This is a genomic window from Gulosibacter massiliensis (genome assembly GCF_900626105.1).
GTDB classification, from domain to species: Bacteria; Actinomycetota; Actinomycetes; order Actinomycetales; family Microbacteriaceae; genus Gulosibacter; species Gulosibacter sediminis.
The window spans coordinates 609,824-633,600 of the sequence record NZ_UYZX01000001.1; the positions used below are offsets into that span (position 1 = coordinate 609,824).

A 23,777-nucleotide genomic window follows, 5' to 3' on the forward strand; every position below is an offset into this window, starting at 1 on the left:
AGTCCAGTGCGGCATGCTGCCCGGGGCGGACGCCTCGATGACCAGGCAAACACTAGGCTGGCGCATGCCGACGAGAGGACCCCGATGCAGATCACCGCGAGCAGTGGATTCCTTCGAGCGCGACGGCGACGCCGAGCATGGATCTGGACCGCCGGCGGAATCACCGGGCTGCTGCTCCTCGTGCTCATCCCGGAGTGGCTCGAATTGCAATGGCTGATCTACCCGTTGCCGCGCGTCTTCGTTGAAATTCTGCAAAACCTGTTCTGGGCATTCACGACCTCGACGATCTTCATGCTGTTCGAAAACAGCGTCAACAGCGGTGGTTCATTGTTGGAGCGATACCGCGACATCGAGTCGTCCGTTTCGCCGCTGCCAGAGACGATGTTCAGCAATGACTTCATGAGCCGGCCGAGCGATCCCATCGAGGCGGCAGAGTACGACGCCGACCTGCGCATCGCCTCGGCATCGAACAGCGAAACACTTCAGGCATTCGTAGAGCAATGGAGTCACACCATCAGTTTCGACGCCTGCGAGCGAACCTTGCGCGACTACCGCGACTATGCGGAAAGCTGGACGCAGCAAATCGCACGAAACCAACTGGTGTTTTCACCGGATGGGCTCGAAGACGACTTCGAGCGGGCCTTCGAGGAGCGCTGCACGCGGTTTCTCGACATGCTTGGTGAGTTCAGCCATCGAGGGCTTCGACACGGACCATATTGGGTTCTCGAAGAAGATATGGGTTGGACCTCGGTTCTGGAGTTCTACGACGGCGTCGATGTCGCCGATGAAATGATGTCCCGTCTTGAAGGTTTTATGGACGCAGACCCGCCTCTGCTGTCAGCGACACAGATTGCTTCCGACAACAAGTTCATGGTGAACCTCAACTCGGACATCTTGCACTGGGGTTTCTTCTATAGCCCCATGGGCGAAGACGAGGATTGGGCGACTCAATACGGAAGCCGCGAACTCGAGCATCCGATCGCCCAGGGTGGCGCTGTCCTGGAACGAAAGTTTTGGCTGGCTCCCCCAAGGCTCATGCTCACTCCCGGAATGCTATTTGCGCTCTGGAGCGAGGCAGTCAACCTGACGCATCTGGCGGCCAAGTACAACGAAGCGCTCGAGCTGGATCTCCAGCGTGCCCGCGGCTACGCGCTCGGCGATTCGGGCAAGCGCCCAGAGAAGAGCGCTATTTAGCCCACCTCAGTAGTTCTCGAGGATCCAGGGGTGTGCCACACGTCCTCGTACCCCGGCGCAATAACGAACCGAGTGCCCGGCTCGTGCTCGAGAAGTCGACGTAGCGACGGGTCGACTGCGAGCAGGTGCGAGGTATGCCAAGGCAGAAAGAAGTCGTCTTCCGGCCCCATCTCTCCGGTCCAGAGGTACCAGCCGCTCGTACTCTCAGTCGGTGGGATGCGCATGCCGTGAATCGGCCACTCCCAGTCGCCGTGCACGATCGACGCTGACACGCCAGCCTTCAGCTCCAAGTCCATCTGGCGCATCGTACAAGCGCGAGGTTGCTCAGCTAGTCAACGGCCGGCAAGAACGGCCGCCACTCGTCGGGGATGTCGTCGTCGATGTCCGTCAGCTCCGAAAGTTCGACCTTGCCTGTCCAGTAGCCGCCTCGCCCAATGTCGCCCATCGTCCCCAGGTATCTGCCCTCCGGCCCGTGGCGCGGCTGATGTCGCTCAAATCCGACCCACACGGTGCCGTCATCGTCGACGGTAAGCGTCTCCGCGTATTGCCCGAGAAATAGCGCGGATGGATTCACGCCCCTCCACGGTTGCTCTTTTCTCGCAGCCACCGGCATTTCACGCGTCAGTTGACGGGCACCCGGATCGACGGGAACGAGGATTTCGGAAGTCTTGTCGTTCGGCGAAGCCCCGGCGGACTTATAGATGACACCGTCGAGCAACAAGTATTGACCCCAGTCGAGCGGAATCAGCCGTCGAGCATTTCGTTGACTTTCGCTCATCTCGTATCCCTCCGTTGTGCCGTATGCGAGCTCCGCTGAGCCTCAGCCGATGCCTCGGTAAACCTATCGAGGGCTCGATTGCCGAGGGCGAGACGTTGGCCGTCGACGATAGCGACGGCTACCTGTGTAGCTCGACCATCTCGCGATATGTCCCGCCGCGGGCGATGCCATCGGGATGCCGGTTGCTGTTGTCAAAGGTCGTTCGGCGCAGGCTCCCCTGGCTTCCAACCAGGGAGTCCGCCTGCCATCGCCTCAACCTGGCGCGCACGACGCCGGCGCTCCTCTGTCGAATCGGAACCAGCGCACCTCCGAAGAGAGCGCGGTGGCGGTATAGCCTGATCACATGCCACACGTCGTCGACTTCGTGAACGTATCCACTGCCGGGCTGGAGTCTTCGCCCAACCCTGATGCCCTTGCGGGCCTCCGAGCCAATGAGGCGCGCTACATGCGCAACTAGTACGACATCATCTTCACCACCGAGCCTGCGGAGGGCACGGAAACCCTCGCTTGGGTGACGAAGATTCTCGCCGATGAGCGCGGCATCGTGATCGCTTCGCCGGCGCTCGAGGTCGCCGAGCCGCCCGTGCCAGACACCCGTTGGGCGTACGTGTTCTACGAGTCGGGGCTCTCGATCAACGTCCTCTACGAGCTGGCCGAGGGCGGCAAGCGCGCGGTTGGCTTCAAGCTCTCGGACGGCATGGATGTGCCCGACGAGCTCGGTTCGTTCAAGTTCGCCCGGCAGAAGTCGAAGCTCGCCGGCACGATCCGCGGCTCTTACTTTGTGATCAAGGGCGAGTACTGACTCACGTCAATCCCCGAGCGGCCGCATGGCCGCCTCCACTCGTCGCGGCGACATATGCACCCGAGCCGTGAGGTCCTCGCCGGGGAAGGTCTCGTCGATGCATTCTTGCCAGAAGGCGACGTGATGCTTGTCGAGCCAATGTTCGGACTGGTCAACTGACTGTCCATCCTCGCCCTGCACGCTATACCAGTAGAGATAGTCAACGCCGTCCACGACTTCGTGGAAGATCGTCTCGACATACATCTCTTCCGGTTCGAGAGTCTCGCGCACAGCATCCTGATTTTCGTTCAGGAACGCCATCCACTCGTCAACTTTGGCGCGCGCCCCTTCTCGCACCCGAAACCTGGTTAGCTCGATTCGCATACGACCACCCAACCATGCAAGGTGCGTCGCCGACGAGATCAATCACGAACATGGCGGGCGCGTGACGTTTACGAGGCGCTCCACGGATTGAGGATCGGCACGTCCAGTGCGGCAAAGTCCTTGACGTTGCGCGTCACTATGGTCAGGCCGTGAACCGCAGCCGTCGCCGCGATGAGAGCGTCGCGTTCGGGGCGTGGGTCCGGCACGTGAACGCGGGCTGCCCGACGGGTAACCGGGGCATCGACAGGCAAGATCCGCCCGGCGAATGCGTCCAGCAACTCATCGTCGAGCCAGGCCTGCAGACGCTCTCCCCGCCGGGCGTCGCGGCGTGCGATTCGGCCGATGCCGACCTCGACCTCCAACACGGTGATCACCGACAGATACAGATCCGACGGCGCTCGGCGGGCTACCCACGCTCGCACGCGAGAATCGGCCTGCCTGGCAGACTTGCGCAGTTCGCTGATGAAGTTGGTATCGAGCAGGTGACTCACAGCTCAGGCACCCGCAGGTCGAGGCGCGCAGGCTCGAACTCGATGTCAAGATCGTCGTCCATGCTCAGCCGCTCAACCAGTGATGCGCCCCGTTCACCCATGCGCCTGTACTCATCGATCGATAGGAGGACGTAGGCAGGCTCACCCCTGTCAGTGATCACGACTGATTGGCGATCGGTCACACCTTGAATCTGAACTCCACCGCATTCCGGTACGTACAGCCACCTGTCTGCCACCAGTGCCATTCGCTATGCATCATCCGTTCCCGCACGGCTCTCCGCCCTTCATCAGGTCTCAGTATCCCGACTCGCTGTCCAGCTCCGCGGCGCGCTTATCGTGGGGCCACGCCCCCCGCCGAGCTGATAGCGTGAACGTCCATGTGCGCGATCAATCTCTGGGCGGTGAACGCCGCGGCCTTCACCACCGAGTTCCAGCGATTCACCACGGAACGGCTCAGCGTCGCGCCCGTCGCCGAAGAGATGAGCATCGGCTCGAGCCGTGTGCGCAGCTCTTCGCGCGTCTTCACCCTGACAACACGCATGTGCGACTGCGACTCGCTGATCGGCCGGCGGGCCGATCCTGCCCTCGAGGACGAGATCAGCGCGGAACGCTGGCTCGGCTGGCTTCGCGAACTACCCGATCATGTCCCGCATGTCTCCCGCATCGCCGTCCTTCGCGCGTGGAACCCCGGAAACGATGTCATCACCCCGCAGCGATCGCGCAGCATCCGGATCGGCGAACTCGATGAGACGACTCTGCGCGACATCCGCGATGACATGCTGCTGACGCTCGACTATCCACGAACCTGGTAGAAGACGATCGCCCCGGTCGCCATCGACGACCGGGGCGATGCACGCAGAAGCGGCAGGTCACACGTTGAAGCGGAACTCCACCACATCGCCACAGATAGGAACGACCCCGGACCTGTGGGAAACGCCGGGCAGTGCACCCTAGCGTTGTTCCCAGTCTGATCGGGACAACGCGAAGCGTGAGTACGTGGAAGTCACCCCGAGAAACATGTCGTCATCACCTGCGCCGGTGCGCGTCATGCCGATCCGCTCCAGCACGCGGAGCGAACCGACGTTGGCGTCGACCGCCTCCGCCCATACGGACGAGAGCTTGAGCACGTCGAACCCATACTCGAGCCCCGCCGAGGCCGCCATTGTCCCCAAGCCTCGACCCCACCGAGAGGAAGGACCGATGACGAAGCCGAGTTCGCGTGTGCTCTGCTCATCGCTGTGGAGGTCCACGTATCCCACGACGTCATCTCCCGACACGGCAGACAGCCGGACGAGCTGGGGATCCGGAGCTGCGATGAATGCTACCCACCAGACAGTCAATTCCTCGACCGTCGCACGGCCGCTCCACCCGGCATGAGCAAGAAACACCGGATCAGATCCCCAATCGGCGAACGTGTCGGCATCAGACACGTCCATCGGCCGCAGGCGCAGTTTCATGAATGACAGTCCGTGCGATGCATCATGTATCGGCCCTCCTCGGATCGGAATGCCGCATCTGCCTGCGGATAGTTTGCCGCGACAAATGAACGCGCACGGTCCACGAATTCGTTCACTCGGATCACCCGACCGCGCCAGGGGAGATGACATCGAGCCCAGCCGTCTCTGCCGCTTCCCCAAGCCGACGGTCATAGGTCAAGACAGCATCAGCGTCAAGACGAATGGCAGCCTCCAGATGCAGGGCATCAAGAGTACGCAGATACTGCATCGGCAGGAAACCAGCGGATCGATACGTTGCGCGGTCGAGGGCCGCCAGCGACACACCCTCCACGAGTGCGCTCACTTTCGACTGGTCCCGGCCTTCCCGGACCGCCATGCGACGCAGTTCGGTCTCAAGAAGATCACTCGAGACAAGGCACGCATCCTCGCGATCAAGCCAGTTCACTAGCTCTTGAGTCTCGGGCTGAGCAACAAGCAGTGCGCCGAGCGCGGACGTATCTACATACACCAGCGGAGCGGTACTCACACCCGGTCTCCCCGCAGTTCGTCGAGGATTCGGTTCATCGGCCGGTCGCGGTCAGTCGGCTGAGGCTTCAGGTCGGACCAACCACCGACTCGCTTGGCCGGTCGCGAGATGGGTAGCGCGGACGGCGGGGCATCGAGCGGAACGATGCGCCCGACGGGGATACCGCGATTGGTCAGCACGAACGAATGCCCCTCGCTCACCTCACGCAGCACGCGTCCAGATTCGTTGCGCAACTCGCGCTGCGAGAGGCTCTCACTGTGTGCTTCAGCCGTACCCATGCACCAAGCGTAGCACCCGTGCTACACGTTGAACCTGAATTCAACCGCGTTCCGGCACGGAGAACCATCTGCAGTCAGCGACTACCAAGCCCGCCCGCGCAGGTCGACGTCTCCGTCAGGCCATGTCTCGAGCGGGGCGATTGGCAGGATGAGGATCGGCGGGCCGGGCTCGTCCACGACAGATTCGCCATCACGCCCGATCGACTTCTCGCGAGCAAGGATCCTCTTCCAACCACATGACTCGTAGAACGGGACGACTTGCTCTCGACAGCCCAAGTAGCCGAACGCGAGGCGACCGCGATCGTGCATCGATTGCGCTGCCCAGCTCATGAGTTCGCGCCCGAGACGCATCCCTCTTGCGTCAGCGGAGATCAAGACACCGCCGACTCCCGCGATCGCGAGGGTCTCCGTACCGACAGCGATCTCGCGGTGCGCCCATCCCACGTGGCCAATGACGCGGCCTTCGATCCGCGCCATGATGTGGACATCATGTGACGCGTAGCCGTATGGCTCTTGTGGATCCCACTCTCCGAACTCCTTGAGGTACTCGTTGTCGAAGAGCAGCAGAAGTTCACCCAGATCGGCCTCAGTGAGTTCCTGGTGGGCGAGGACCTCGATCGAATGACGCTTCACGCGTCCACCTTCCATGGGTCCACCAGTTCGACGCCGGTGTGCTGGAAGTCCTTCACATTGCGCGTAGCGCAGGTGGCCCCGTGCGCCAGGCAGATCGCGGCGATCTGGGCGACGGCTGTCCTGACCGGCGCGCCTGCTGCCTCACGCGACGCGAGCACCTCCGCGTATCGCTCCGCCGCGTCAGTATCGAAGGCGAGCACCGACCGGCTCCCCCGATACGGCGCTACCGCTTCATCGATCCTCTGCGCCAGCTCGTCTTTGCGTTGGCCGTTCGGGAGCCTGCGCACACCGGCAAGCAACTCCGCGAGAGTGATGGAAGTGATCGCGACGTCGCCCGTCAAGGACACAAGCCACTCGACGACACGAGGCTCCGGAGAGGGCCGAAAGATCTCCGAGATGACGTTCGTGTCGAGGACGATCATTCGAAGTCCGCCGCCCTTGCAACATCATCGCGCGTCGGAATCGGCAACTCGTCAACCCCTTCGACATCCCGTGCCGCAGACAGAAGAGCCATGCCGATGTGCGGCCGTCGAGCGGCCTTCGTGAGGATGTCGCGGACCTCGGCCTCCATGGACCGCCCGTGCTCCTTCGCCTGCGATGCGAGCTGCTGCTTCACGTGGCCATCGAGACCGCGCACGATGATGGATGACATCCGGGCCACCTCCTTCTGCTATCAATCATGATAGCGCAGATGGCTGGATGCGGACAGCCCAGAACAAGCCAACGAAGCCCCGCTGATCACGAAGATCGACGGGGCCCGCGGAGCAGGATCGGCTCACATCACACGTTGAACCGGAACTCCACGACGTCGCCGCAGATACCAACCTCTCAACAGTCACCACGCGCGGAATCACGCCCTGCGGTGCGATTCTGGCCAGCCGCGTCCGAGCGCCTCGATGGAGTCGGCAAAGTCAGCGACAGGATGACGCCCATCGAGCTCAAGGCTCGCCCCACGCCGGAGCAGCGGCTCAACATCGGCCACATATCGCCGCACCTCACCCTGTTGCTCCAAGGTGCGGCCATAAGGGTTATTGGTTCGCGACGAGATGCGTTCGATCAGCACCTCGACCGGCGCGCTCAGGAGCACTACATGATCGAACCGGTCGTAGAACACCCCCTGATTCTCGACCGTACCGGACACGATCACGTCGCCGTGGGTGGCGAGCAGTTCACTCATCCGCCGTTCATCCCATGCGCTGCCTGGCAACTCCCAACCGTCATAGTCCGTATCGACGGTGAGATGGCCGCGGCGGTCCAACTCATCGAGCAGGGTCGACTTCCCCGCTCCAGACATTCCCGTGACAAGAACCCTAGGCACGACAGTCAGCGTACTTGGACGGACCGCCCCACGCCACGGAGCAGCGTCCGACAACTCATACGTTGAAGCGGAACTCCACCGAGTTCCGGCACATAGGTACATCTGAACACGGGGTTCACGTGCGCCCTCTCCCCACGGTCAGTGCTCGCTACTGATCAGGGGACACTGAAGCGCCCTGGGTTTCGTTCCGAGGTCAGGACGCAACGGGCGCTGAATCCTGATCGTGAGTGTAGGCGGCCTCGACCTCTGCGGGAGTGCGGTAGCCGAGGGTCTCGTGGAGGCGGGCGGTGTTCCACCAGTGCGCCCACCCCATGGTGGCCAGTTCGACCGCCTCGACGGACTCCCAGATCCGCTTGGAGTGGATGAGCTCGGCCTTGTAGAGCCCGTTCACGGTCTCGGCCAGGGCGTTGATGCTCCTATAGTTGTCAACTCATGATTTCGCCGGTTCTCGGGTCGGTCTTCACGAGGTGGTAGACCTCGCGGATCACGTAGCGTTTCAGGCAGCGGATGATGTCTCGTTTGCTCTTGCCCTCGGCGGTGCGTCGGGCGACGTAGGCGATGGTGGGTTCGTGGAATCGCATCCTGACGATGACGGTCCGGTAGATCGCCGCGTTGAGCTGCCGATGGCCACCGTGGTTGATGCGATGCTTCCCGCTGGTCATCCCGCTCCCGGTGGGGACGGGGCTGATCCCGGCGAGTTTCGCGAACGCGGCCTCGCTCTTGATGCGTTCAGGGTTGTCTCCCGCGACGATGAGAATCTCTGCGGCGGTGTCGACACCGATCCCGAACTCGTCCAGCAGGTGCGGTGCGCGCTGGAGCACGAGCTGCTCGATCTGTGCTTCGAGGTCTTTGATCTCCTCGTTCAGGGCGATCCAGCGTCTCGCGATCGAGCGGAGCGCATGACGGTTCGCGTCCTCCGGTGTGGCCAGCCCGCGGGGGCGGAGCGCGGCGCAGTGCCTCGCGACCATCTTCTGCGTCTTCTTCGCGGTTTCCTTGCGCAGCTCCTCGGTGGCGTGGATGAGCATCGCTTTGAGAGTGACCATCGCGCCGGTGCGGTCCTTCACCGCGGTATCGTGCGCTACTTTCAGCTGACGGATCATCTCGACGACGCCGTCCGCGGTCTTCGGAATCGCGGTCGCGAACCCTGCGAGCACGGCTCGGGCGGCGTTCTCCGCGTCCAGGGTGTCGGACTTGCCGTTGAGCCTGCGCAGCCGCCGATCGGGTCGTGAGACCTCGATCACCTTATGCCCGTGGCGACGAACGAACGAGGTCAGTCCGGCCCCGTAGGAACCGGTGCCCTCGATCCCGAACGCGATGATCTTCCCGAAACCCGCCGCCCACTCCAGCAGCTGCCTGAACCCGGCGGCATGGGTCGGGATCGTCAGCGTCGCGAGGATCCCGCCGATCGAGTCCATCACCGCGGCGACATGGATGTGCTTGTGGGTGTCGACGCCGATAACGACGTGCCCCGAACGGGCGGTCTCAATCTCGGTCATGTTCTTCTGTTCTCCTGCCGTTAGCGTGGTGTCACGCTGGCGCCGGCGGGTGGACAGGACTGTCATGGGGACGCGTTGTCGAGACTGCTCCAGGCTCCTATCAGGTCACGCCCGATCCGGCGGCAGCGGTTACTGCGCGCCCGGCCGGAGGCTCGACAGATCAACGCCAAGGCACCCTGCGGGCCAATCGTAAGCAAGGGTCAGAACACTCCGGCCAGGACTACCCCATCCTCGCGAGATCGGGCAGAAAGAGACTGACAGTCGTAGGAGTCGCCCACGGTGCCTACCGAAGCCGTCACCCCGGCGGTGATGAGCGCGTCCGAGTACGCCAAGCTGACGTACTGGCTGCCGCGATCCGAGTGGTGCACCAGGCCTTGGCGGCCACGGCTTGCACCGGTGCTCACGAGGGCGTGCTCCAGGGCGAGCAACGGCAGCCCCGCGGTATGAAGGCTGCCCGAGACCGCCCATCCCACGATCCGCCGGGAGTACACGTCGGTGATGAAAGCGACGTAGCAGAACCCCGAGATCGTGCGCACGTAGGTGATGTCTGCGACCCAGAGCTGGTGCGGGCCTTCCGCGGTGAAGCGGCGCTCGACCAGATCTGGGCGGGCATCCAGCTCGCCTGTCGGCCTCGTGGTGATCGGCTTACGTCCGCGCCGCACCCCTTCCACGCCGGCGAGCTTCATCAGTCGGGCGACCTGGTCCCGGCCGATCTCCCACCCGGCGCGGGCCATCGCGTGGTGCATCTTTCGGACGCCGTAGACGCTGTAGTTCTCCGCGTGGATCCGGCGGAGTTCCTCCACGAGGATCTCGTCCCGCAGCGTTCTCGAAGACCTGGGTCGTGTCTTCGCGGCGCGGTAGCCGCGGGAGGTGATGAACCCACATTCCGTCGCACGAAGGGTGCGGCAGATGGCCTCGACCCCGAACTGATCGCGGTGTTCGTCGATGAACGCGATCATCTCGTCGTGGGGCGGTCGAGCTCCGCTGCGAAAAAAGCTGAGGCTTTGCGCAGGATCTCGTTCGCGCGGCGCAGCTCGAGGTTCTCCCGGCGCAGCTTCTTGATCTCCTCGGCTTCAGCGGTGCTGAGCCCTGGGGCTTTACCGTGATCGACGCGATCTTGCTTCCACCAGTTCCGCAGGGTGTGTGGGGAGATCCCGCCGAGGGCTTCGCCGACGGCGGTGCAGGCGACCCAGGCGGAGCACTGCTTGGCGCGGACGCGTTCTTCGATGAGCTTCAGGGCTCTTGCCTTGAACTCGGGGGTGTACTTCTGGGGCATGATCCGATCCTCCTTGAGGAAGTAGGTCGGAACGAAACCCAGGGCGCTTCACACAGGCTCACCCTCGACGTGGGTCAGCCTGCTGGACGCCACGAAGGCGGTAGCGCGCCATCACGGCGGCAGGGAACCCGGCTGAGACGCCACATACTAGGGATCTGAAGAGGGCTCGACCATGCCAGCGGTCGGCCCCTATTCCTTCGCGAGCACGGCGTTATCCGTCAGGCAGAAGTCATCGTTGATCTTGATGACCAGCGCAACGAGTAGGCGGAGCGCTGTTAGATACGTGTGGCGGTGAACGCGGTCGTCGTCACCGTCTGCCTGTGATCCATGGAGGTAGCGGTTGCGCAGGCTAGGTCCGTTGCTGAACTCCTTATCGTTAAGGAAGTAGTTGAAGTAGCTGACCTCCGCGGCGCTGAGCAGCGTTGATCGATGCGCCAGCCATCCGGCGCTCACCATCTCGTCAATGGCTTTCTGGCCGGCCGCCGAGTGATGGAGACAGCTCGTCACCTCGCACTCCCAGAGTTCCTTGAGCACATGCAATTGTGGCGCGCTTGCAAACGCAATTCGGTCACGATCTCCGGTCAGGATGCCCTTCTCGACCAGGAAGTCGATGTTGCGCTGTTGGTACTCGTGGAACTGGTCGTAGGCGATGTCATTGGCGATGACCAAGTGGAGGAAGCTCTCTGCCTCCAGATCGCTGCTGATGTGCACCAATCGGGATTGGTCCGAGAAGAGCAGGTGCTGAATTCCTTGGATGTCTGCGTTGTTGGCAACGTAGGCGTACTTATCCACAACCTGACTCGGGATGTCGCCGTAGGAAAGCTGCTCCGATGTGATTGTCAGCAGCTCCGGGTCAACCTCGCCGTAGTCGACATGCAGCGTGAACTGCTTGAGGACGCTCTCCATCTCTGAGAACAGATGGCGGCTCTTCTCAAGGTAGGTAGCGGTCGGGCTGGAGGCGCGGTACTTCAGCCCCTTGGCACCGAACTCCTGCTCAAGGTAGTCCGTGAAGAACCAAGCGATGACCGACTCGAGCTCTATACCTTCGGAGCTGAGGAAGCGCTCGTACATCAAGGTCTGGAGCAAGGACGCCTGGTCCTGGAGCCTGAACGCCGCCCCCGTCCGGTAGTCGCCCTTGCCCGGCGTACCCATGAACCGCTCGAAGACGCCAAGTTGCGCTCCGTAGGAAGGGAGTTCCAGGAGCATGTGGTCGTTGGCGAACTGGAACAGGTGAACGAAGTTATTCAGGATAGTCGGGTAGTCGAGGTTCTCCGTGAGCCAGGTTCGACTGTAGGAGTACTTGCCAACCATGCCGTCCAAAGACTGGACGACCTCTTCGACCTGATCGGCCGAGATGCCCACTTCGCAGCCGGTCTTGATCCCCTCCGTGGACTCGAACATCTTCTTCGTGAGCGCATCTGCCTTGCGACGAGCCTTTAGCTTCAGTCGTGCATCGACGCCGGTGTTCTTGTCAGCTCGTGCGGATGCGATCAGCTTGACGAAGTTGAGGTTGGGCTCTTCCTCATCGAGGTAGCGGTCAAACAGGCCACGCTGATCCGCGGGAGTGAAGCTCTTCGGAAGATGGATTGGATCCCGCCCCTCGGACTGGAGGAACTTCCGCGCAAGCAGCTCAGCATTGCGCGGCCCAGCGAGTAGCAGGGCCCGAATCTCCTGGTCGTAGACACGCACGAGTGCCTGGCATGAGAGCAGATCGTGCGGGTGGAAACTCTGCTCTTGAAGTGCAGCAAGCACGATCGAGTCAGTGCAGCGCTCGAAGACCTTGTTCTTTCCGAGGAGATCGAGGACGTCTGTGCGGTACTGAAAGTCAACGTCCTGAACGAGCGTTGAGAAGGTGGCGTCAGTCACTTTGCCGAAAAACCTGCCGATGACTTTCCGGATCTCGGGGACGTGCGCCAGAGGCGCGTCTCGCTCTGCTTCGGCCAGGTCCTTCGGGAGAACTTTGTGTTCTAGGAACAACGCGAGATGATGCAACTCAACGATGTCGTTTATGCCTTGATCGCCACGAGTAGCATCGAATTCACGGACGAGCTCTAGGAGGCGGTCGGCCTGCCAGAAGGTTCCGTAGTCGCTGAGGCCGAAGAACTTCAGTCTCTTCTCTGGTCCGCTTTCCGACACTCGAATCTCCCTCCCGGTAGGCGTCACTCTATACAGTTCGGGGGCGCCTAGTGGCACGAATTTGAAGTTGTTGCCTGATCGTGCAGCAGTCCCCTTGGGCGGAGCCGTCGTCCACGTCGATCGTTGCGCCGGCTCCTCGTTCTGTCGTGGAAGCGAGCCGAACTAGCGGCGCATCACCCCGAGGCGGACACGACCTACGTCTCCATGGGCATAATCCCGCGCCCCATCGGGCTCCTCCCCACCGCGGAGCGGCGCACGACGGACGATGCACAACTACGCGGGTAGGTCCCTTGCAAAAGCGCCGGGCACTAGTCCTGACTCAACACTCGACAAGAATCATCAACGAATCTCACTAGTTATTGAAACGGAACTCCACCACCACGTTATGGACAGAACTATCGTCACGAGCGCTCAAACTTGCGCGCGCTTGACAGGCCAGGTAGGATCGCGTCAAGTTCTAGATCACCGCGACCGCAAGGTGTTCGAGGAGGGATCACCCCACGTGGGCTGTGGTGAGCAGCGCATAGTCAGCACCGGGTAGCGCCGGGAACCACGTCGAGATTGAGATACAGACGACCCGGCAGGGAGTGACTTCTCCCGTAAGGCACGGAGGTCCCTCAGGGCCCAGTGGAGCATCGCGCACGGCGACCGGGAAAGTAGCCGGACAACTATTCCCCCGTCTCCGGACAGTTCAAGCTGTCTGGAGTTGTCATGGGGTACTCCCCGCCTCCCTCGTCCGACCTCACCCACTACCTCAACCTCACCGATGCCGTCGAACTTGGCTTCGGCGCGTATCAGACCCTTCGGCGATACATCGCCCAGGGCAAGCTTCCTGCGGTCAAGGTTGGAGGCCGCATCAAGGTTCTGCGGTCTGACCTTAATGCCCTCGCGGTCCCAAAGCGACAGCCCACCTTCGAGGAGGTCGAGGCCGCCGCAGAACGTCTCGCCAGCTCTGCTCCCCCGCTGAGCGACGCCCAGGTCCGCCGCCTCAGCGCGATCTTCGGCGGTGCGGCATGAGCGCCGGGCTCGCGTGCACGAAAGACCTCTTCTTCACGCGCGACACCACTGAAACCCCTGGTAGAACGGCAATGGCGGCACCGCCGTATGGGGAGCAACCCCATGACGCCGCCGCCGCCGATGCTCGCGACCCGATCGATGCGGCGGGCTGGTCTCGGACAGTGGTGGCGGACTCGGCGACGTCGCGGAAGCACCCGGCCGAGTTCGAGGTCCTGACTCGTTCAATAGCACGCGGAGCGCGCGGCGCTGCCGGCTTCGGGCAGTACCCCTCGGTGGCCGCGATGTCCACGGATCAGGATTCCATCGTCATCGGCTTCGACACCGAGTTCGTGACTGTCGATCTGATGGATGCCGACCGCGTATGGGTCGGCGAGGACGAGCACATGGTGCGGAAGATTGTGTCTTATCAGTTCGCCGCGATTGACCCTCTCGATGATTCCCAGCTCCGGCTCTGCGTGGTCATCCCCCGGAGCTACAGGGGGCCGCGCGGCTCTCGTACGGCGCGACTGTCCTTCGAGAAGGGCCTTGAGATCGCGATCATGAGCCTGGGTCTTCATGAGCACAGGCTCGCAGTTGGGTGGACTGACAAGGGCGTCTCGGCGCAGTCTGCCATCGGTGACGACGGCAAGTCCCACCCCTCAGTGTGGTTCAAGCACAGTCCCGAGGGGACGCCCAGGGCGTTGCCGATCACTTTGGTGGCGCACTACCAGCACGCCGACCTGACTACTTTCGTCGACCGCCGGAAGGCGATCAACGTCTGGAACCAGGCGTATCCCGGTCGGTCGAAGACGCTGTCTGATCGTGCGGGTTGGGACGGTCGACGTGCCCGGTGGCTGGACGGTCGCGCCCCGGACATTCTCCGCACGGTGATCTCGGCCAGCGCGGGCATGGTGTCGACCAAGCCCGCCCGCATGGTGCTTTCCGGCGAGAACTGGCGGTGGAAGCTGCCGGTGGAAGTCTCGATCCGCGACACGATGGCGCAGAGCGGTGCTGAGCCGCTCAAGGCACTCGGTGCGGCGATCGGAGCGCCGAAGCTGGATGTTCCTAGTGACTGGATCACCCGGATGGACGAATACTTCGACATGCATCCTGCGGAGTTCCTCGACTACGCGGCGAATGATGCCGTGATCGCTCTGGAATACGTGAGCCAGCTATACGGCGATCACCGTGCTGTCCCGTTGACCTTGCCCACTGCTGCGGCGAAGGCGGTGAAGGGCCTTATCCAGGACGAGCTGGGCGAGGGGCGCGACTTCAATACCGTCTTCGGCGGACTCCACAAGGTGACGAAGACCCGCGAGGGTGCTCCCGGTGTAGACGAGCAGCAGCTCGACTTCTACCGCGTCCGGGCGCTGGAGCCGATCGACGGTGCTGCGGCGACGTGGATCCATGCTGCGGCGATGAGCTTTAGAGGCGGGTACAACATGTCTGCCGAGCTTGGGCTGTTCGCGCGCGTGACCAGTGACTTCGATCTTCAGTCCTGCTACCCCACGTCCAGTTCGACGATTTGGGATGTCGACTACCAGCATCCCGATGGCGTGATTCTGAAGACGGTGAACAACGCCGACCTCACGCTGTCCGACTTCAAGAGCCCACTCACGCCGTTCCTCGGGTTCGTGAGCTTCGAGTTCCCGAGCACGGTCGCGTTCCCTTCGTTGCCGGTTCCGGTCGAGGGGTCGATGGTCTATCCGCTCACAAGCGGTGGTGCTCGTGGGGTCTGGGCAACCGGTCCCGAGGTCTGGCTCGCCCTCACGCTTGGCGCGACTGTGACCTGTCAGATCGGCCACTTCGGACGGGTCCTCACCGATGAGCATGGTGAGCCCTCTCGGCTTCTCCGGGGTGCGTACAAGCAGCTCCTCGATGACCGTGCGCGGGCCAAGGCGGAGTTCGGTGCGAAGTCGTTCGAGCAGAACGTCCTGAAGCTGATGGCGAACTCTCCCTACGGCAAGCTGGCGCAGGGAGTTATGGGCCAGCGGGGCTGGGATGCCTGGGCGCAGGAACGTGATGCGGTCGGCGGGTCCGCGATCACCTCACCCTGGCACGCGTCCATGACTACCGGCCTCGTGCGCGCGGTTCTGCTTGCGACGCTGAACCAGCTTCACAACCTGGGCTACAGCACGCCGTCCTGCACTACGGACGGATTCATCACGGATGCCGATCTGGACGTGGTCGACAGCCTCGACCTTTTCGGGCTCGGTCCGATCTGGCGTGAGTCCCGGCTCGCGCTGACCGGTTCGCAGGGGATGTGGGAGCGCAAGCACCAGCAGACCGACCTGCTCAACATCACTACCCGGGCGAACTTCAGCCGACAGCCTGCCGGCGTCCTGGCACACGGTGGCTACAAGCTTCCAGAGGGCATCGAGCAGGACAGCCAGGCCGACCGCGAGCTCATGTACGAGCTCATGGCGAGTCGTGAGGGCGCACTCCCGGTGACGATGAAGGTCTTTCCCTCGGTGCAGGAACTGACCCGCATCGACAACCGGCTGGACTTCGCGCCGCGCGTGGTCCACAAGGAGCAGACCATCGAGTTCGACCGAAAGCGCCGCCCCGTCCCCGATGGGATGTCGGTCGACGTCATCGACATCGACGGCGTCCAGCATGAGGTCGCCCATGTGCACACCGTGCCCTGGGATTCTCCCGAGCAGGCCACGTTGGGGCGTTCGGTCGACCAGGGCCTCAAGGAGTGGGACGACGGCCTCGGCGAACCCGTGTGGATTCGCTCCCCCGTTCGGCGGACTGTCGAGCAGTGGAAGGACTACTTTGCGCGGCTCGACGCTCTGCTCGATGAGGACGGTTCGATCGCCCATGCAGAGCAGCTGGAGCACATCGCCAAAGGCATCGTGATCGCCTTCCGCCAGGAGATCATCGACATCCCTTGGCTCCATCCGGGACAGCCTCTGGCAGACAGGCTCGATGCGTTCGAGGCATTCGGGCTGCCTCGCGTGAAGGAGCGGTTCTGGTCGCACGCCCGGTCGAAGGCCGAGCGCCAGATCGACATCGACCTGGAGGCGATCCGCCCCTACGTCAAGTGGATGCGGGCGATCGACCCCTTTGACGAGTCGGCTTCTGCTGGCGCTTCGTGAGGTGGTGACGATGAGCTACAGCCTCGGAGGACTTGCCTTCGCCACCAAGCAGAAAGTCGCCAACCACGCCAGTGCCGTGCTGAACCGAGCGGGGCTCGGGGAGGTCCTGCGCGGTTCCGATGAGTCGTTCGCCCGTGACCTCCTCGCCCACCATCCAGAGGCCGACCGCAAGCACGGCGCTGGCGTCTTCTGGATCACCGTCGCCCTCATCCCTGAGTGGGGCACGAGGAACTTTCTCGTCTTTCGGGAGGACGGGTCGATCGACAACTGGTCGATCAAGAAGTGCATCAACAACTTGCGACCGGAAGGTCACTGAACCGAAAGGCACTGACCATGAGCAACAAGACCACGACCAATCTCGACGCGCTGATCGAGCAGGAGCGCCGCCGTGCGTCCGAGCGCATCACCAAGCTCAAGCGTGCCGTCGCTGCCGAGCAGCGCCGCATCGACGAGAAGGTCATCGATCTGCTGCGCGACCAGAGCCCCGACCTCTACGACCGGCTCTCCGAGGAGGCGGCCGATGCCTTGGAGGCAGAGAAGGCGAAGAGGTCGAGGCGTGCGAAGAAGGCGGCATCGTCTTCGGGATCGGTGAACGACGGAACTGCCTCGCAGACGGTCGATCCCGAGCATGAGGAGGCGGCACAGTGGAACGGCTGACGACTCCGATCCGGGACTTGCGTCAGTGTCCCGGCACCCCCTCGCCCGCAGGGAGCGCAGCGACCGAGGACGAGGGCCAGCGGTTCTTGGAGGACATGAGCGTCAGCGAAATGTCCGACAAAAACCCTGCTGGCCGTCTTCCGTACGCCCCGGAGAGCGAGCCCGACTCCCCAAGCAGCGCTGGTCGGGCTCGTGCGGAGGGGTGTGCGGAAGACCCGGCCCTGGCAGCGGAGCAGCACCACGACCCCCAGGTGAACACCGGTCGTGGTGCTGCGCAGAGGGCAGAGTCGGCCGAGGCTCCGGTGGAGCCTCGGAACAGCCGTCGTCGGGAGGTCTCTCTCGACGTCCGGCTGACGGTGGCTGATCGCGATGCGATCCGCCGCCGTGCCCACGTGCTCAGCGTCAAGCCGAGCGCATGGGCTCGTGCCGTCATGCTCGACGCGCTGGACTCGAGGTCCTCGAAGGTCGATCAGCTGGAGAACAACGCGGGATTGAAGGAGGCGGCGCTCACGTCTCTTGCTCCGGCAGTAGAGCAGCTGCGTCGAGTTGGTGTGAACCTGAACCAGGCGCTCCGCAAGGGTGCTGCCGTCGATGACAGTCTCCTTCACGCGGTGATGGTTGCGGTGGACGAGATGCGTGCCTCGCTCGGCGATCGGACACGGGTATGAGTACCGTGAACGTCCGCCCCTCGACCAACGCTGCAGGAGCTGTTGGGTACATCCTCTACGGGCGTGACCCTGAGGTGCGAAAGGAGCTCCTCAAGGTCGGATCGACACGTGCAGCCGCGTATGCGATGTCGGGTCCGCTGAAGGTTTGGTTGACCTCCGGGTTTATGCCGCCAGTGTAGCGGCTGGGTTCATGATGAGTTCGAACTCGATGGGGGTGAGTTTCCCGAGTCGGCGTTGACGGCGTTTGCGGTGGTACTTGCCCTCGATCCAGGACACGATGGCCAGGCGCAGTTCCTCTCGTGTGCCCCAGGATCGACGGTCGAGGACGTTCTTCTGCAGGAGCGCGAAGAACGACTCCATCGCGGCGTTATCGCCACATGCCCCGACCCTGCCCATCGAGCCACGTAGCCTGTGGCGCTTCAGCGCTTTGCGGAAGCGGCGCGACCGGAATTGGGACCCTCTATCGGAATGGACGATCACCCCAGCGGGCCGGCCTCGGTGGGCCACTGCCATCTCGAGCGCGTTGACGGCGATCCGGGCCTTCATCCGTGAATCGATCGAGTAGCCGACGATCCGGTTGGAGAACACGTCCTTGATCGCACACAGGTAGACCTTGCCCTCGCGGGTGCGGTGCTCGGTGATGTCGGTCAGCCATAGCTCGTTGGGGCCGTCGGCGCTGAACTGCCTGTTGACCAGGTCATCGTGAACCGGCGCGCCGGCCTTCTTGTAGCGAGTCTTCCGCGTGGTGAACACCGATTGGATGCCGGCGACCCGGCACAACCGCCACACTCTGCGCTCGGACAACTCGTAGCCCAACTCAGCGAGGTCGTCTGCCAGCACCCGGTAGCCGCCCTCCGGGTCGTCGTTGTGAAGCTGATGCAACACCGAGATGAGCTCTTGCTCCTCGGCCTCACGGGCTGACACCGGTTGCTTGAGCCACTTGTAGTAGCCCTGTTTGGAGAATCCCAGTATCCGGCACGCGACCGCCACCGGCACCCTCACCCGGGCACCGACCGCGGCCATCTCCTTCACGAGCGGATAGATCATTTTGGGGGCGTGATGTGAGCCTGCGACAGATACGCCGCCGCGCGCCGTAGCACCTCGTTTTCCATCTCCAACTCCCGGATCCGACGCAGTGCCTGCGACATGTCCTTGCGCGCCTCTGGATCGGTGGTCGGGGTCATCCCATGGGACTTGAACCTCGCGTCACGGAGCCATGCCTGCAGCGTGGTTTTCGCCACTCCGAGGTCCTTGACGACCTGCTTTTGAGGGATACCCGACTCGACCAACGCGACCGCGTCGCGCTTGAACTCGTCGGTGTAGGTGATCTTCGGCATGGTTGCCATCCTTTCAGCACGACGCCCTCTCAGGAATCATGCGGTCTTGGAGTCAACCAAACCTTCGGCAGTCCCACGCATCCGGGACGTAGCCGTCGAACTCGCGGAACGCATGCACAGCGCTGACTACATGGTCGCGGTGCACTCTGATTCCGCCGGAGGTCACGGGCATGCACACATCCTGGTCATCAACCACGACAACCTCACCGGTAAGAGCCTCCAGCGGTACACCTCGTGGAAGCACGGACTGCGCCAGCTGAACGACGAGCTGATGGCAGACGAGGGCCTGCGGGTGCTCCCCGATCCCGCGGAACCGAAGCCCGACTGGGAGCTGCGGCGCGAGGACTTCGCGCCGGGCGGATTCGAGCAGGCACTCGGGGACAAGGTCTATGACGCACTGACCGACTCGCGCTCAACGAATCGCGAGGCGTTCGAGCACGTCCTCGCCGAGCGCGGGGTCACGCTCGCGGTGACGAGCCGCGACGGTTGGAGTTACAAGATGCGCCGGGATGACAACGGGAAGCTCGGACGGAAGAAGGCCTCGGCGCTGACACCCGAATTCACCGCCGAAGGTGCTCAAGAGATCTTCGACTATCACGCACAGAAGGGACAGGCTCATGGGAGCGCTGGACAGGATCAAGCAGGCCGACGAGCAGCAGAAGACTACGGAGCTCCTGGAGAACTTGATCTCACAGCACGACGCCGACATGCAGCAGATCGCGCAGCTGACGAAGACCGTCGCCGACCTGACCGAGTACGTGAAGGTGATGGACGAGGAGCAGATGACGCGGCTGGATCGCCTATCGACCTCGCGGCAGCACGAGCTTCCCTCCACGCTGCCGCTCGACGCCGAGACGAAGAAGCGGCTGAACGAGATCGAGAAGACGCTGAGCGCCGTCGCGCAGCAGCTGAGCAGCAGCGAGGTCGTGAAGCTGCCCGACGGGTCCTCGGTCACCAGGGCGGACCTGGCCGCGTACTCGATGACGACGAAGATCAGCGAGGAGCTGAAGTCGACGACTTCGGCCTCGGCTGACCTCGCCGAGGCCGTCCGTAAGCGCGGCAACGTCCGTATCGACACGGACAAGCTCACCGAGCACGCTGTGAAGGTGCTTGATCAATGTCTGGCGAAGGCTGTCGAAGCTCCAGTCCAGAGGGTCGAGCAGACCGTCGCGGGGCTCGAAGATCGGGTGGGCAGGCTCGGCACTGAGAAGCTCGCTGAGGTGACCGGCCGCGCCCACGAGGTGGTCGGTGCTGTCGGGCGGGCCGAGCGGCGAGTCGAGCGGCTCTCGGCGAAGGTCACCTGGACATCGGTCGGTCGTATGTGCCTTGCCCTCATCCCGTTCACTGTCACGTTCATCATGCTCACGGGGATGGTCGGCGGGATCACGCAGGTGCTCGGCCTCGGGCCACTGCTCGGATGGGCCTGGGACTCGTTCGCCGCCGCGAGTGCCTGGTGGGCGAAGGCACTCATTGCCCTCGCCGCCCTGGGCGGATGCGCTCTGTTCGGCTGGCTGCTCTGGTGGCTCGGAAAGAAGCTGTACGAGAGCTATCGGGGCTGGTAGTCGGAAGAAAAGCGAGTGCCCGTAGCCGAAGCTACGGGCACTCTGGACTCAGTCGACGTCGGGGTCATCGCCGAACAGTTCGGCATCGGTGTCGTAATACCCGAGAAGGTCGCGCTGCTGGCGGATCAGCTCGACGGTTGCCTTGTGCAGGGCGAGCAGGTCATGGAGGTGAGCCTCCTCATCGCCCATCTCGGGGTTGCCGACCCACCAGCGAAACGATTCGGCGTGGCTGTAGGCGTTGGACTCAGCACTCATGATCGTTCCCTTCACAGGTCCCTGAAGACGTACACGGAGATCGCGTCGGCGCGGACGACCGTGTAGTCGTGTTCGAGGTCGCGGGTCCAGGCAACCCAGTTGAAGTAGCGCACAAGCTCTTCCGGCGCGTCCTGCGGGATGAGGCCGATCTCCTCGGCGAGAGTCTCGGCGTAGTCCCGGAAACTGCCCCAGGTTCCGCAGAAGCGCTCTTCGAAGTCGGAAACAGACGGCAGGTCTCCAGTGCCTTCGGCGACGTAGCTGCCGGAGGCCGTCCAAGCGCACAGAGCATCGCGCTGGTGCTCGGGGACCCCGAGGAGGACACGTGCCCACTCTGCGGCTTCCGACGGGCTCATCTCGCCCGAGGTGGGGATGTTCTCGTGGTCCATGACCCACAGCTCCTCGCATCCAGGGCGCACGCGATGAGCGCCGCCGTGGACGTCAGCAAGGGTGACTTCGTCGGCGGTCTCGGCGTCGAACCATTCGCCGACGAGACGAGCGTTGTTGTAGCAGGCGAGGCAGCCGATCCAGGCTCGTGGAGTGATGTCGGTGTTCGTTCGGGTGGTCATGGCGGGTCTCCTCCGTGGTTGAGGAGAGCGGCGGGCGCGACAGGCAGTCGTGCTCGGTGAATCGACGCGCTTACGCCACGTCGCCGCTCTCAAGAGGTCTCCCGGCCACGCTCCGCGTGGCTACCCAATCAGGTGGTCTACCTCCAGTCGACGACGACGGACTCGGTCCTGAACCCCTTGCGCCCGCGCGGCTGCGGGAGAAGGGTAACCGTGGCAACGGTGTCGATGGTCTGACGACGGAGGTCAAGTGACGCTTCCCGGAATGCTGAGGCAGGGTCATCGACGCCCAGGATCGGCGACAGCGCGCCTGCGCGGCCTTGCATGAGCTTTTCGGCTTCCAGCTCCTGGATCCGCGCTTCTGCGGCGTCCCGTACGCGCTTGAGGTCGCGGGCCTCGATGATCTCGGCGTCGTAGTCGGCCTCAGCGCGCAGAATGCGCGCCCGCTGGTCACTGATCGCCGAGTCGATGCCTGCCGCGTGCGGCCCGCCGTCCGGAATCTCGACCATGACCCTCGCGTCCTTGCGCGCAAGACGCTTGGCGACGACCGTCGTGACGAAGTCGTCGATGGCGGCGCCCGAGCGCACGATGTGCCCCGCGCACTTGTAGCCGCGCGGTGCTCCGGTTACTTTCCTCCCGCACACCTCGCCGGTCTCCTCGTCGGCGTATCCGCACCGGTAGAGCCCGCTCCCGAGGTGCTTGCGCTTGGTCGAGCCGGATGTGTTCGTCACCCGCTCCGTGTCGTCGAGGACTTGCTGAGCCTTCCACCACGTCTCGTCGTCGACGATCGACTCCCACTGCCCTCGGATCGGCTCTCCGGCGTCGTCTCGGAGGATCTGTGCCTTCCACATCCGGCGCCGCTTCCCGTCCGCCTGGGCAAACTTCGGGGTGTACGTGCTCAGCGCCGCATAGCGCGGGTTCCGCAGGATGCCCAGCACGGTCGAGGGAGACCACGGACCGTCCTCGATGATCGGTCGAGGTTCGAGGCCCTGCCGCTCGCGGGCGGCGGCGCGCTCGACACTCACGGTGTGCGTGTGCTTGGGAAGGTGCGAAAGGCCATCGATCTTCTCGGAGCCGCCGAGCGCCCGCGCGAGCGAGCGCAGCGACTCGGGGTGCTCGATCCTGGTGAACAGGTCGTAGATCGCCCTCACGGCCTCTGCCTCGTGGGGAATCACCTCGCCGTCTACGGCGTAGCCGAGTGGGCGCATGCCCTTCGGAGCACGCCCCTGCATGGCGCGTTGACGCTGGGCGGCCGACTGACGGGCGCTCTTGCGCTCCATCTCAGCACGTGCCACGGCGGCCTTGATGCGTGCATACATGCGCCCGCCGTCGGTGGAGAGGTCCGCGTCGCCGTTAGCCGTGACGAGGGCGAGACCTCGCAGCTCGGCGGCGTCGATCCAGTCTTCCAGCTGCCGGGGCTGCCGAGTGAGTCTGTCGAGGTCATAGCAGATGATCGCGTCGAACCGTCCGAGCAGGTAGTCCGCAACCATGCGGTCGTAATCCGGACGGATCGCTGTTCGGTCGGTGGCGCTCTTGGACTGGTCCACGTAGGTCTCGATGACGTCCCAGCGCCGGAACTGGGCGAGGTTCTCGCAGTCCTCGCGCTGGCGGTCGATGGCAAGTCCGTCCATCTCGCGGTCCTGCGAAATGCGGAGGTAGATGGCTGCCTTGCGAGGTGCCGTGGAGCGCTCGTGCATGTATTCAGGATACGCGCAAACCTAAGTGATGTACAGAACTGCAATTACTGCCCTCACCCTTCTGCGCGTCTCGTTGACTCCATCTATGACGCCCATTCAACGCACGCCGCGCCGTTCTGCGCTGCCGTGGTGGCGACAGACCTCCGTGCCATCTGACGCGCCAGGAACGGCACCACGGGAGCACCTCAGCAGG

Annotated in this window: 28 protein-coding genes, 3 pseudogenes and 1 other annotated feature; of the genes and pseudogenes, 10 read left to right on the plus strand and 21 right to left on the minus strand. The window is 63.5% G+C overall.

Going from position 1 to position 23,777, the window contains the following annotated elements; translation table 11 throughout:
• The first annotated feature begins 84 nt into the window (after positions 1–84).
• A complete protein-coding gene (locus EJL01_RS02995) occupies positions 85–1,194 on the plus strand; it encodes a hypothetical protein (RefSeq protein WP_125106226.1) in 1,110 nt (369 codons plus the stop codon).
• On the opposite strand, the gene EJL01_RS03000 is transcribed toward EJL01_RS02995, so the two are convergent.
• Both EJL01_RS03000 and EJL01_RS03005 read right to left on the minus strand, forming a co-directional pair.
• Positions 1,191–1,490: an immunity protein Imm33 domain-containing protein gene (locus tag EJL01_RS03000; protein WP_125106227.1), complete on the minus strand. Its 300-nt coding sequence runs from the start codon at positions 1,488–1,490 to the stop codon at positions 1,191–1,193. The two genes, EJL01_RS02995 and EJL01_RS03000, sit on opposite strands and share 4 nt — an antisense overlap.
• Positions 1,491–1,522: 32 nt before the next feature.
• Complete coding sequence (locus tag EJL01_RS03005; RefSeq protein WP_125106228.1) at positions 1,523–1,972, minus strand: hypothetical protein; 450 nt, start codon at positions 1,970–1,972, stop codon at positions 1,523–1,525.
• Positions 1,973–2,315: 343 nt separating this feature from the next.
• Here EJL01_RS03005 and EJL01_RS03010 point away from each other — a divergent pair.
• A pseudogene (locus EJL01_RS03010) lies at positions 2,316–2,774 on the plus strand (phage tail protein).
• A gap of 6 nt (positions 2,775–2,780) precedes the next feature.
• On the opposite strand, the gene EJL01_RS03015 reads toward EJL01_RS03010, so the two are convergent.
• The 3 genes from EJL01_RS03015 to EJL01_RS03025 form a co-directional block, all read right to left on the minus strand.
• Entirely contained in the window at positions 2,781–3,137 is a 357-nt protein-coding gene (locus EJL01_RS03015; protein WP_125106229.1) for a DUF6176 family protein, read from the minus strand.
• A 68-nt stretch (positions 3,138–3,205) separates the two neighbouring features.
• Complete coding sequence (locus EJL01_RS03020) at positions 3,206–3,628, minus strand: type II toxin-antitoxin system VapC family toxin (RefSeq protein ID WP_164509695.1); 423 nt, start codon at positions 3,626–3,628, stop codon at positions 3,206–3,208.
• Positions 3,625–3,810 carry a type II toxin-antitoxin system prevent-host-death family antitoxin gene (locus EJL01_RS03025; RefSeq protein WP_241209079.1) on the minus strand — a complete coding sequence of 62 codons (186 nt, stop codon included), beginning with the start codon at positions 3,808–3,810 and terminating at the stop codon, positions 3,625–3,627. The genes EJL01_RS03020 and EJL01_RS03025 overlap by 4 nt, the downstream gene beginning before the upstream one ends.
• Positions 3,811–4,005: 195 nt before the next feature.
• On the opposite strand from EJL01_RS03025, the gene EJL01_RS03030 reads away from it, so the two are divergent.
• Positions 4,006–4,440 (plus strand): hypothetical protein, encoded by a 435-nt coding sequence (locus EJL01_RS03030; protein ID WP_125106231.1) that lies wholly within the window; start codon positions 4,006–4,008, stop codon positions 4,438–4,440.
• Between the two features lie 138 nt (positions 4,441–4,578).
• Here the strand turns inward: EJL01_RS03030 and EJL01_RS03035 are convergent, their stop codons facing one another.
• From EJL01_RS03035 to EJL01_RS03090, 12 genes and pseudogenes are all read right to left on the minus strand, one after another.
• The gene (locus EJL01_RS03035) at positions 4,579–5,085 is read right to left on the minus strand and encodes a GNAT family N-acetyltransferase (protein ID WP_164509696.1); all 507 of its coding nucleotides are present in this window, start codon (positions 5,083–5,085) and stop codon (positions 4,579–4,581) included.
• A gap of 121 nt (positions 5,086–5,206) precedes the next feature.
• Positions 5,207–5,611: a type II toxin-antitoxin system VapC family toxin gene (locus EJL01_RS03040; RefSeq protein ID WP_125106233.1), complete on the minus strand. Its 405-nt coding sequence runs from the start codon at positions 5,609–5,611 to the stop codon at positions 5,207–5,209.
• Entirely contained in the window at positions 5,608–5,889 is a 282-nt protein-coding gene (locus EJL01_RS03045; protein WP_125106234.1) for a type II toxin-antitoxin system Phd/YefM family antitoxin, read from the minus strand. Before EJL01_RS03045 ends, EJL01_RS03040 begins: the two co-directional genes overlap by 4 nt.
• 81 nt (positions 5,890–5,970) lie before the next feature.
• Positions 5,971–6,522, minus strand: a complete 552-nt coding sequence (locus tag EJL01_RS03050) for a GNAT family N-acetyltransferase (RefSeq protein WP_241209080.1) — start codon at positions 6,520–6,522, stop codon at positions 5,971–5,973.
• Positions 6,519–6,944, minus strand: a complete 426-nt coding sequence (locus EJL01_RS03055; RefSeq protein WP_125106236.1) for a type II toxin-antitoxin system VapC family toxin — start codon at positions 6,942–6,944, stop codon at positions 6,519–6,521. Before EJL01_RS03055 ends, EJL01_RS03050 begins: the two co-directional genes overlap by 4 nt.
• A complete protein-coding gene (locus tag EJL01_RS03060; RefSeq protein ID WP_125106237.1) occupies positions 6,941–7,174 on the minus strand; it encodes a FitA-like ribbon-helix-helix domain-containing protein in 234 nt (77 codons plus the stop codon). The genes EJL01_RS03055 and EJL01_RS03060 overlap by 4 nt, the downstream gene beginning before the upstream one ends.
• Before the next feature lie 198 nt (positions 7,175–7,372).
• A complete protein-coding gene (locus tag EJL01_RS03065) occupies positions 7,373–7,942 on the minus strand; it encodes an AAA family ATPase (protein WP_284690522.1) in 570 nt (189 codons plus the stop codon).
• Between the two features lie 91 nt (positions 7,943–8,033).
• Positions 8,034–8,249, minus strand: a pseudogene (locus EJL01_RS03070) (integrase core domain-containing protein); the annotation flags it as partial.
• A 16-nt stretch (positions 8,250–8,265) separates the two neighbouring features.
• Positions 8,266–9,336 carry an IS110 family RNA-guided transposase gene (locus EJL01_RS03075; RefSeq protein WP_125106239.1) on the minus strand — a complete coding sequence of 357 codons (1,071 nt, stop codon included), beginning with the start codon at positions 9,334–9,336 and terminating at the stop codon, positions 8,266–8,268.
• Positions 9,337–9,536: 200 nt separating this feature from the next.
• Complete coding sequence (locus tag EJL01_RS03080; protein WP_125106240.1) at positions 9,537–10,295, minus strand: IS3 family transposase; 759 nt, start codon at positions 10,293–10,295, stop codon at positions 9,537–9,539.
• Positions 10,231–10,334, minus strand: a sequence feature (AL1L pseudoknot). (Overlaps the previous gene by 65 nt.)
• The gene (locus EJL01_RS03085) at positions 10,292–10,612 is read right to left on the minus strand and encodes a transposase (RefSeq protein ID WP_125106241.1); all 321 of its coding nucleotides are present in this window, start codon (positions 10,610–10,612) and stop codon (positions 10,292–10,294) included. Its footprint overlaps the feature before it by 43 nt. The genes EJL01_RS03080 and EJL01_RS03085 overlap by 4 nt, the downstream gene beginning before the upstream one ends.
• A gap of 189 nt (positions 10,613–10,801) precedes the next feature.
• Entirely contained in the window at positions 10,802–12,748 is a 1,947-nt protein-coding gene (locus tag EJL01_RS03090) for a hypothetical protein (RefSeq protein ID WP_241209082.1), read from the minus strand.
• 711 nt (positions 12,749–13,459) lie between these two features.
• Here EJL01_RS03090 and EJL01_RS03095 point away from each other — a divergent pair.
• From EJL01_RS03095 to EJL01_RS13070, 5 genes are all read left to right on the plus strand, one after another.
• Positions 13,460–13,765, plus strand: coding sequence for a helix-turn-helix domain-containing protein (locus tag EJL01_RS03095; RefSeq protein ID WP_009374917.1), 306 nt, complete (start codon positions 13,460–13,462; stop codon positions 13,763–13,765).
• Complete coding sequence (locus EJL01_RS03100; protein ID WP_241209083.1) at positions 13,762–16,845, plus strand: DNA-directed DNA polymerase; 3,084 nt, start codon at positions 13,762–13,764, stop codon at positions 16,843–16,845. Before EJL01_RS03095 ends, EJL01_RS03100 begins: the two co-directional genes overlap by 4 nt.
• A 10-nt stretch (positions 16,846–16,855) precedes the next feature.
• Positions 16,856–17,161 (plus strand): DCL family protein, encoded by a 306-nt coding sequence (locus EJL01_RS03105; protein ID WP_094394865.1) that lies wholly within the window; start codon positions 16,856–16,858, stop codon positions 17,159–17,161.
• Positions 17,162–17,178: 17 nt separating this feature from the next.
• Positions 17,179–17,502: a hypothetical protein gene (locus tag EJL01_RS03110; protein ID WP_125106242.1), complete on the plus strand. Its 324-nt coding sequence runs from the start codon at positions 17,179–17,181 to the stop codon at positions 17,500–17,502.
• 95 nt (positions 17,503–17,597) lie between these two features.
• On the plus strand, positions 17,598–18,170 hold the full coding sequence (locus tag EJL01_RS13070; RefSeq protein WP_206427668.1) for a plasmid mobilization protein: 573 nt from the start codon (positions 17,598–17,600) through the stop codon (positions 18,168–18,170).
• Between the two features lie 162 nt (positions 18,171–18,332).
• Here the strand turns inward: EJL01_RS13070 and EJL01_RS03120 are convergent.
• Positions 18,333–19,507 (minus strand): IS3 family transposase gene (locus EJL01_RS03120; RefSeq protein WP_241209084.1). Its coding sequence is split into 2 segments (ribosomal slippage): positions 18,333–19,228 and positions 19,228–19,507, totalling 1,176 coding nucleotides; the frame shifts between segments, so codons are not numbered across the junction.
• Between EJL01_RS03120 and EJL01_RS13455 the strand changes: the two are divergent.
• Positions 19,506–19,784 (plus strand): annotated as a pseudogene (locus tag EJL01_RS13455) (relaxase/mobilization nuclease domain-containing protein); the annotation flags it as partial. The gene EJL01_RS03120 and the pseudogene EJL01_RS13455 overlap by 2 nt on opposite strands.
• Before the next feature lie 340 nt (positions 19,785–20,124).
• Complete coding sequence (locus EJL01_RS03130; RefSeq protein WP_125106243.1) at positions 20,125–21,069, plus strand: hypothetical protein; 945 nt, start codon at positions 20,125–20,127, stop codon at positions 21,067–21,069.
• Positions 21,070–21,117: 48 nt separating this feature from the next.
• Here EJL01_RS03130 and EJL01_RS03135 read toward each other — a convergent pair whose 3' ends face one another.
• The 3 genes from EJL01_RS03135 to EJL01_RS03145 all read right to left on the minus strand — a co-directional run bounded on the left by EJL01_RS03135 (position 21,118) and on the right by EJL01_RS03145 (position 23,584).
• Positions 21,118–21,324, minus strand: a complete 207-nt coding sequence (locus EJL01_RS03135) for a hypothetical protein (protein WP_241209085.1) — start codon at positions 21,322–21,324, stop codon at positions 21,118–21,120.
• Between the two features lie 11 nt (positions 21,325–21,335).
• Complete coding sequence (locus EJL01_RS03140) at positions 21,336–21,890, minus strand: antirestriction protein ArdA (protein WP_125106245.1); 555 nt, start codon at positions 21,888–21,890, stop codon at positions 21,336–21,338.
• A gap of 137 nt (positions 21,891–22,027) precedes the next feature.
• Positions 22,028–23,584 (minus strand): recombinase family protein, encoded by a 1,557-nt coding sequence (locus tag EJL01_RS03145; RefSeq protein ID WP_125106246.1) that lies wholly within the window; start codon positions 23,582–23,584, stop codon positions 22,028–22,030.
• Positions 23,585–23,777: the final 193 nt, after the last annotated feature.

Excerpts from the sequence above, each read along its gene's own strand:
- EJL01_RS03095 (WP_009374917.1), top strand. The coding sequence starts at position 13,460 with ATGGGGTACTCCCCGCCTCCCTCGTCCGACCTCACCCACTACCTCAAC.
- EJL01_RS03135 (WP_241209085.1), bottom strand. The coding sequence starts at position 21,324 with ATGAGTGCTGAGTCCAACGCCTACAGCCACGCCGAATCGTTTCGCTGG.
- EJL01_RS03085 (WP_125106241.1), bottom strand. The coding sequence starts at position 10,612 with ATGCCCCAGAAGTACACCCCCGAGTTCAAGGCAAGAGCCCTGAAGCTC.
- EJL01_RS03015 (WP_125106229.1), bottom strand. The coding sequence starts at position 3,137 with ATGCGAATCGAGCTAACCAGGTTTCGGGTGCGAGAAGGGGCGCGCGCC.
- EJL01_RS03055 (WP_125106236.1), bottom strand. The coding sequence starts at position 6,944 with ATGATCGTCCTCGACACGAACGTCATCTCGGAGATCTTTCGGCCCTCT.
- EJL01_RS03100 (WP_241209083.1), top strand. The coding sequence starts at position 13,762 with ATGAGCGCCGGGCTCGCGTGCACGAAAGACCTCTTCTTCACGCGCGAC.
- EJL01_RS03110 (WP_125106242.1), top strand. The coding sequence starts at position 17,179 with ATGAGCAACAAGACCACGACCAATCTCGACGCGCTGATCGAGCAGGAG.
- EJL01_RS03145 (WP_125106246.1), bottom strand. The coding sequence starts at position 23,584 with ATGCACGAGCGCTCCACGGCACCTCGCAAGGCAGCCATCTACCTCCGC.
- EJL01_RS03130 (WP_125106243.1), top strand. The coding sequence starts at position 20,125 with ATGGGAGCGCTGGACAGGATCAAGCAGGCCGACGAGCAGCAGAAGACT.
- EJL01_RS03075 (WP_125106239.1), bottom strand. The coding sequence starts at position 9,336 with ATGACCGAGATTGAGACCGCCCGTTCGGGGCACGTCGTTATCGGCGTC.
- EJL01_RS03060 (WP_125106237.1), bottom strand. The coding sequence starts at position 7,174 with ATGTCATCCATCATCGTGCGCGGTCTCGATGGCCACGTGAAGCAGCAG.
- EJL01_RS03030 (WP_125106231.1), top strand. The coding sequence starts at position 4,006 with ATGTGCGCGATCAATCTCTGGGCGGTGAACGCCGCGGCCTTCACCACC.
- EJL01_RS13070 (WP_206427668.1), top strand. The coding sequence starts at position 17,598 with ATGAGCGTCAGCGAAATGTCCGACAAAAACCCTGCTGGCCGTCTTCCG.
- EJL01_RS03000 (WP_125106227.1), bottom strand. The coding sequence starts at position 1,490 with ATGGACTTGGAGCTGAAGGCTGGCGTGTCAGCGTCGATCGTGCACGGC.
- EJL01_RS03140 (WP_125106245.1), bottom strand. The coding sequence starts at position 21,890 with ATGACCACCCGAACGAACACCGACATCACTCCACGAGCCTGGATCGGC.
- EJL01_RS03035 (WP_164509696.1), bottom strand. The coding sequence starts at position 5,085 with ATGAAACTGCGCCTGCGGCCGATGGACGTGTCTGATGCCGACACGTTC.
- EJL01_RS03065 (WP_284690522.1), bottom strand. The coding sequence starts at position 7,942 with ATGTACCTATGTGCCGGAACTCGGTGGAGTTCCGCTTCAACGTATGAG.
- EJL01_RS03045 (WP_125106234.1), bottom strand. The coding sequence starts at position 5,889 with ATGGGTACGGCTGAAGCACACAGTGAGAGCCTCTCGCAGCGCGAGTTG.
- EJL01_RS03080 (WP_125106240.1), bottom strand. The coding sequence starts at position 10,295 with ATGATCGCGTTCATCGACGAACACCGCGATCAGTTCGGGGTCGAGGCC.
- EJL01_RS02995 (WP_125106226.1), top strand. The coding sequence starts at position 85 with ATGCAGATCACCGCGAGCAGTGGATTCCTTCGAGCGCGACGGCGACGC.
- EJL01_RS03105 (WP_094394865.1), top strand. The coding sequence starts at position 16,856 with ATGAGCTACAGCCTCGGAGGACTTGCCTTCGCCACCAAGCAGAAAGTC.
- EJL01_RS03005 (WP_125106228.1), bottom strand. The coding sequence starts at position 1,972 with ATGAGCGAAAGTCAACGAAATGCTCGACGGCTGATTCCGCTCGACTGG.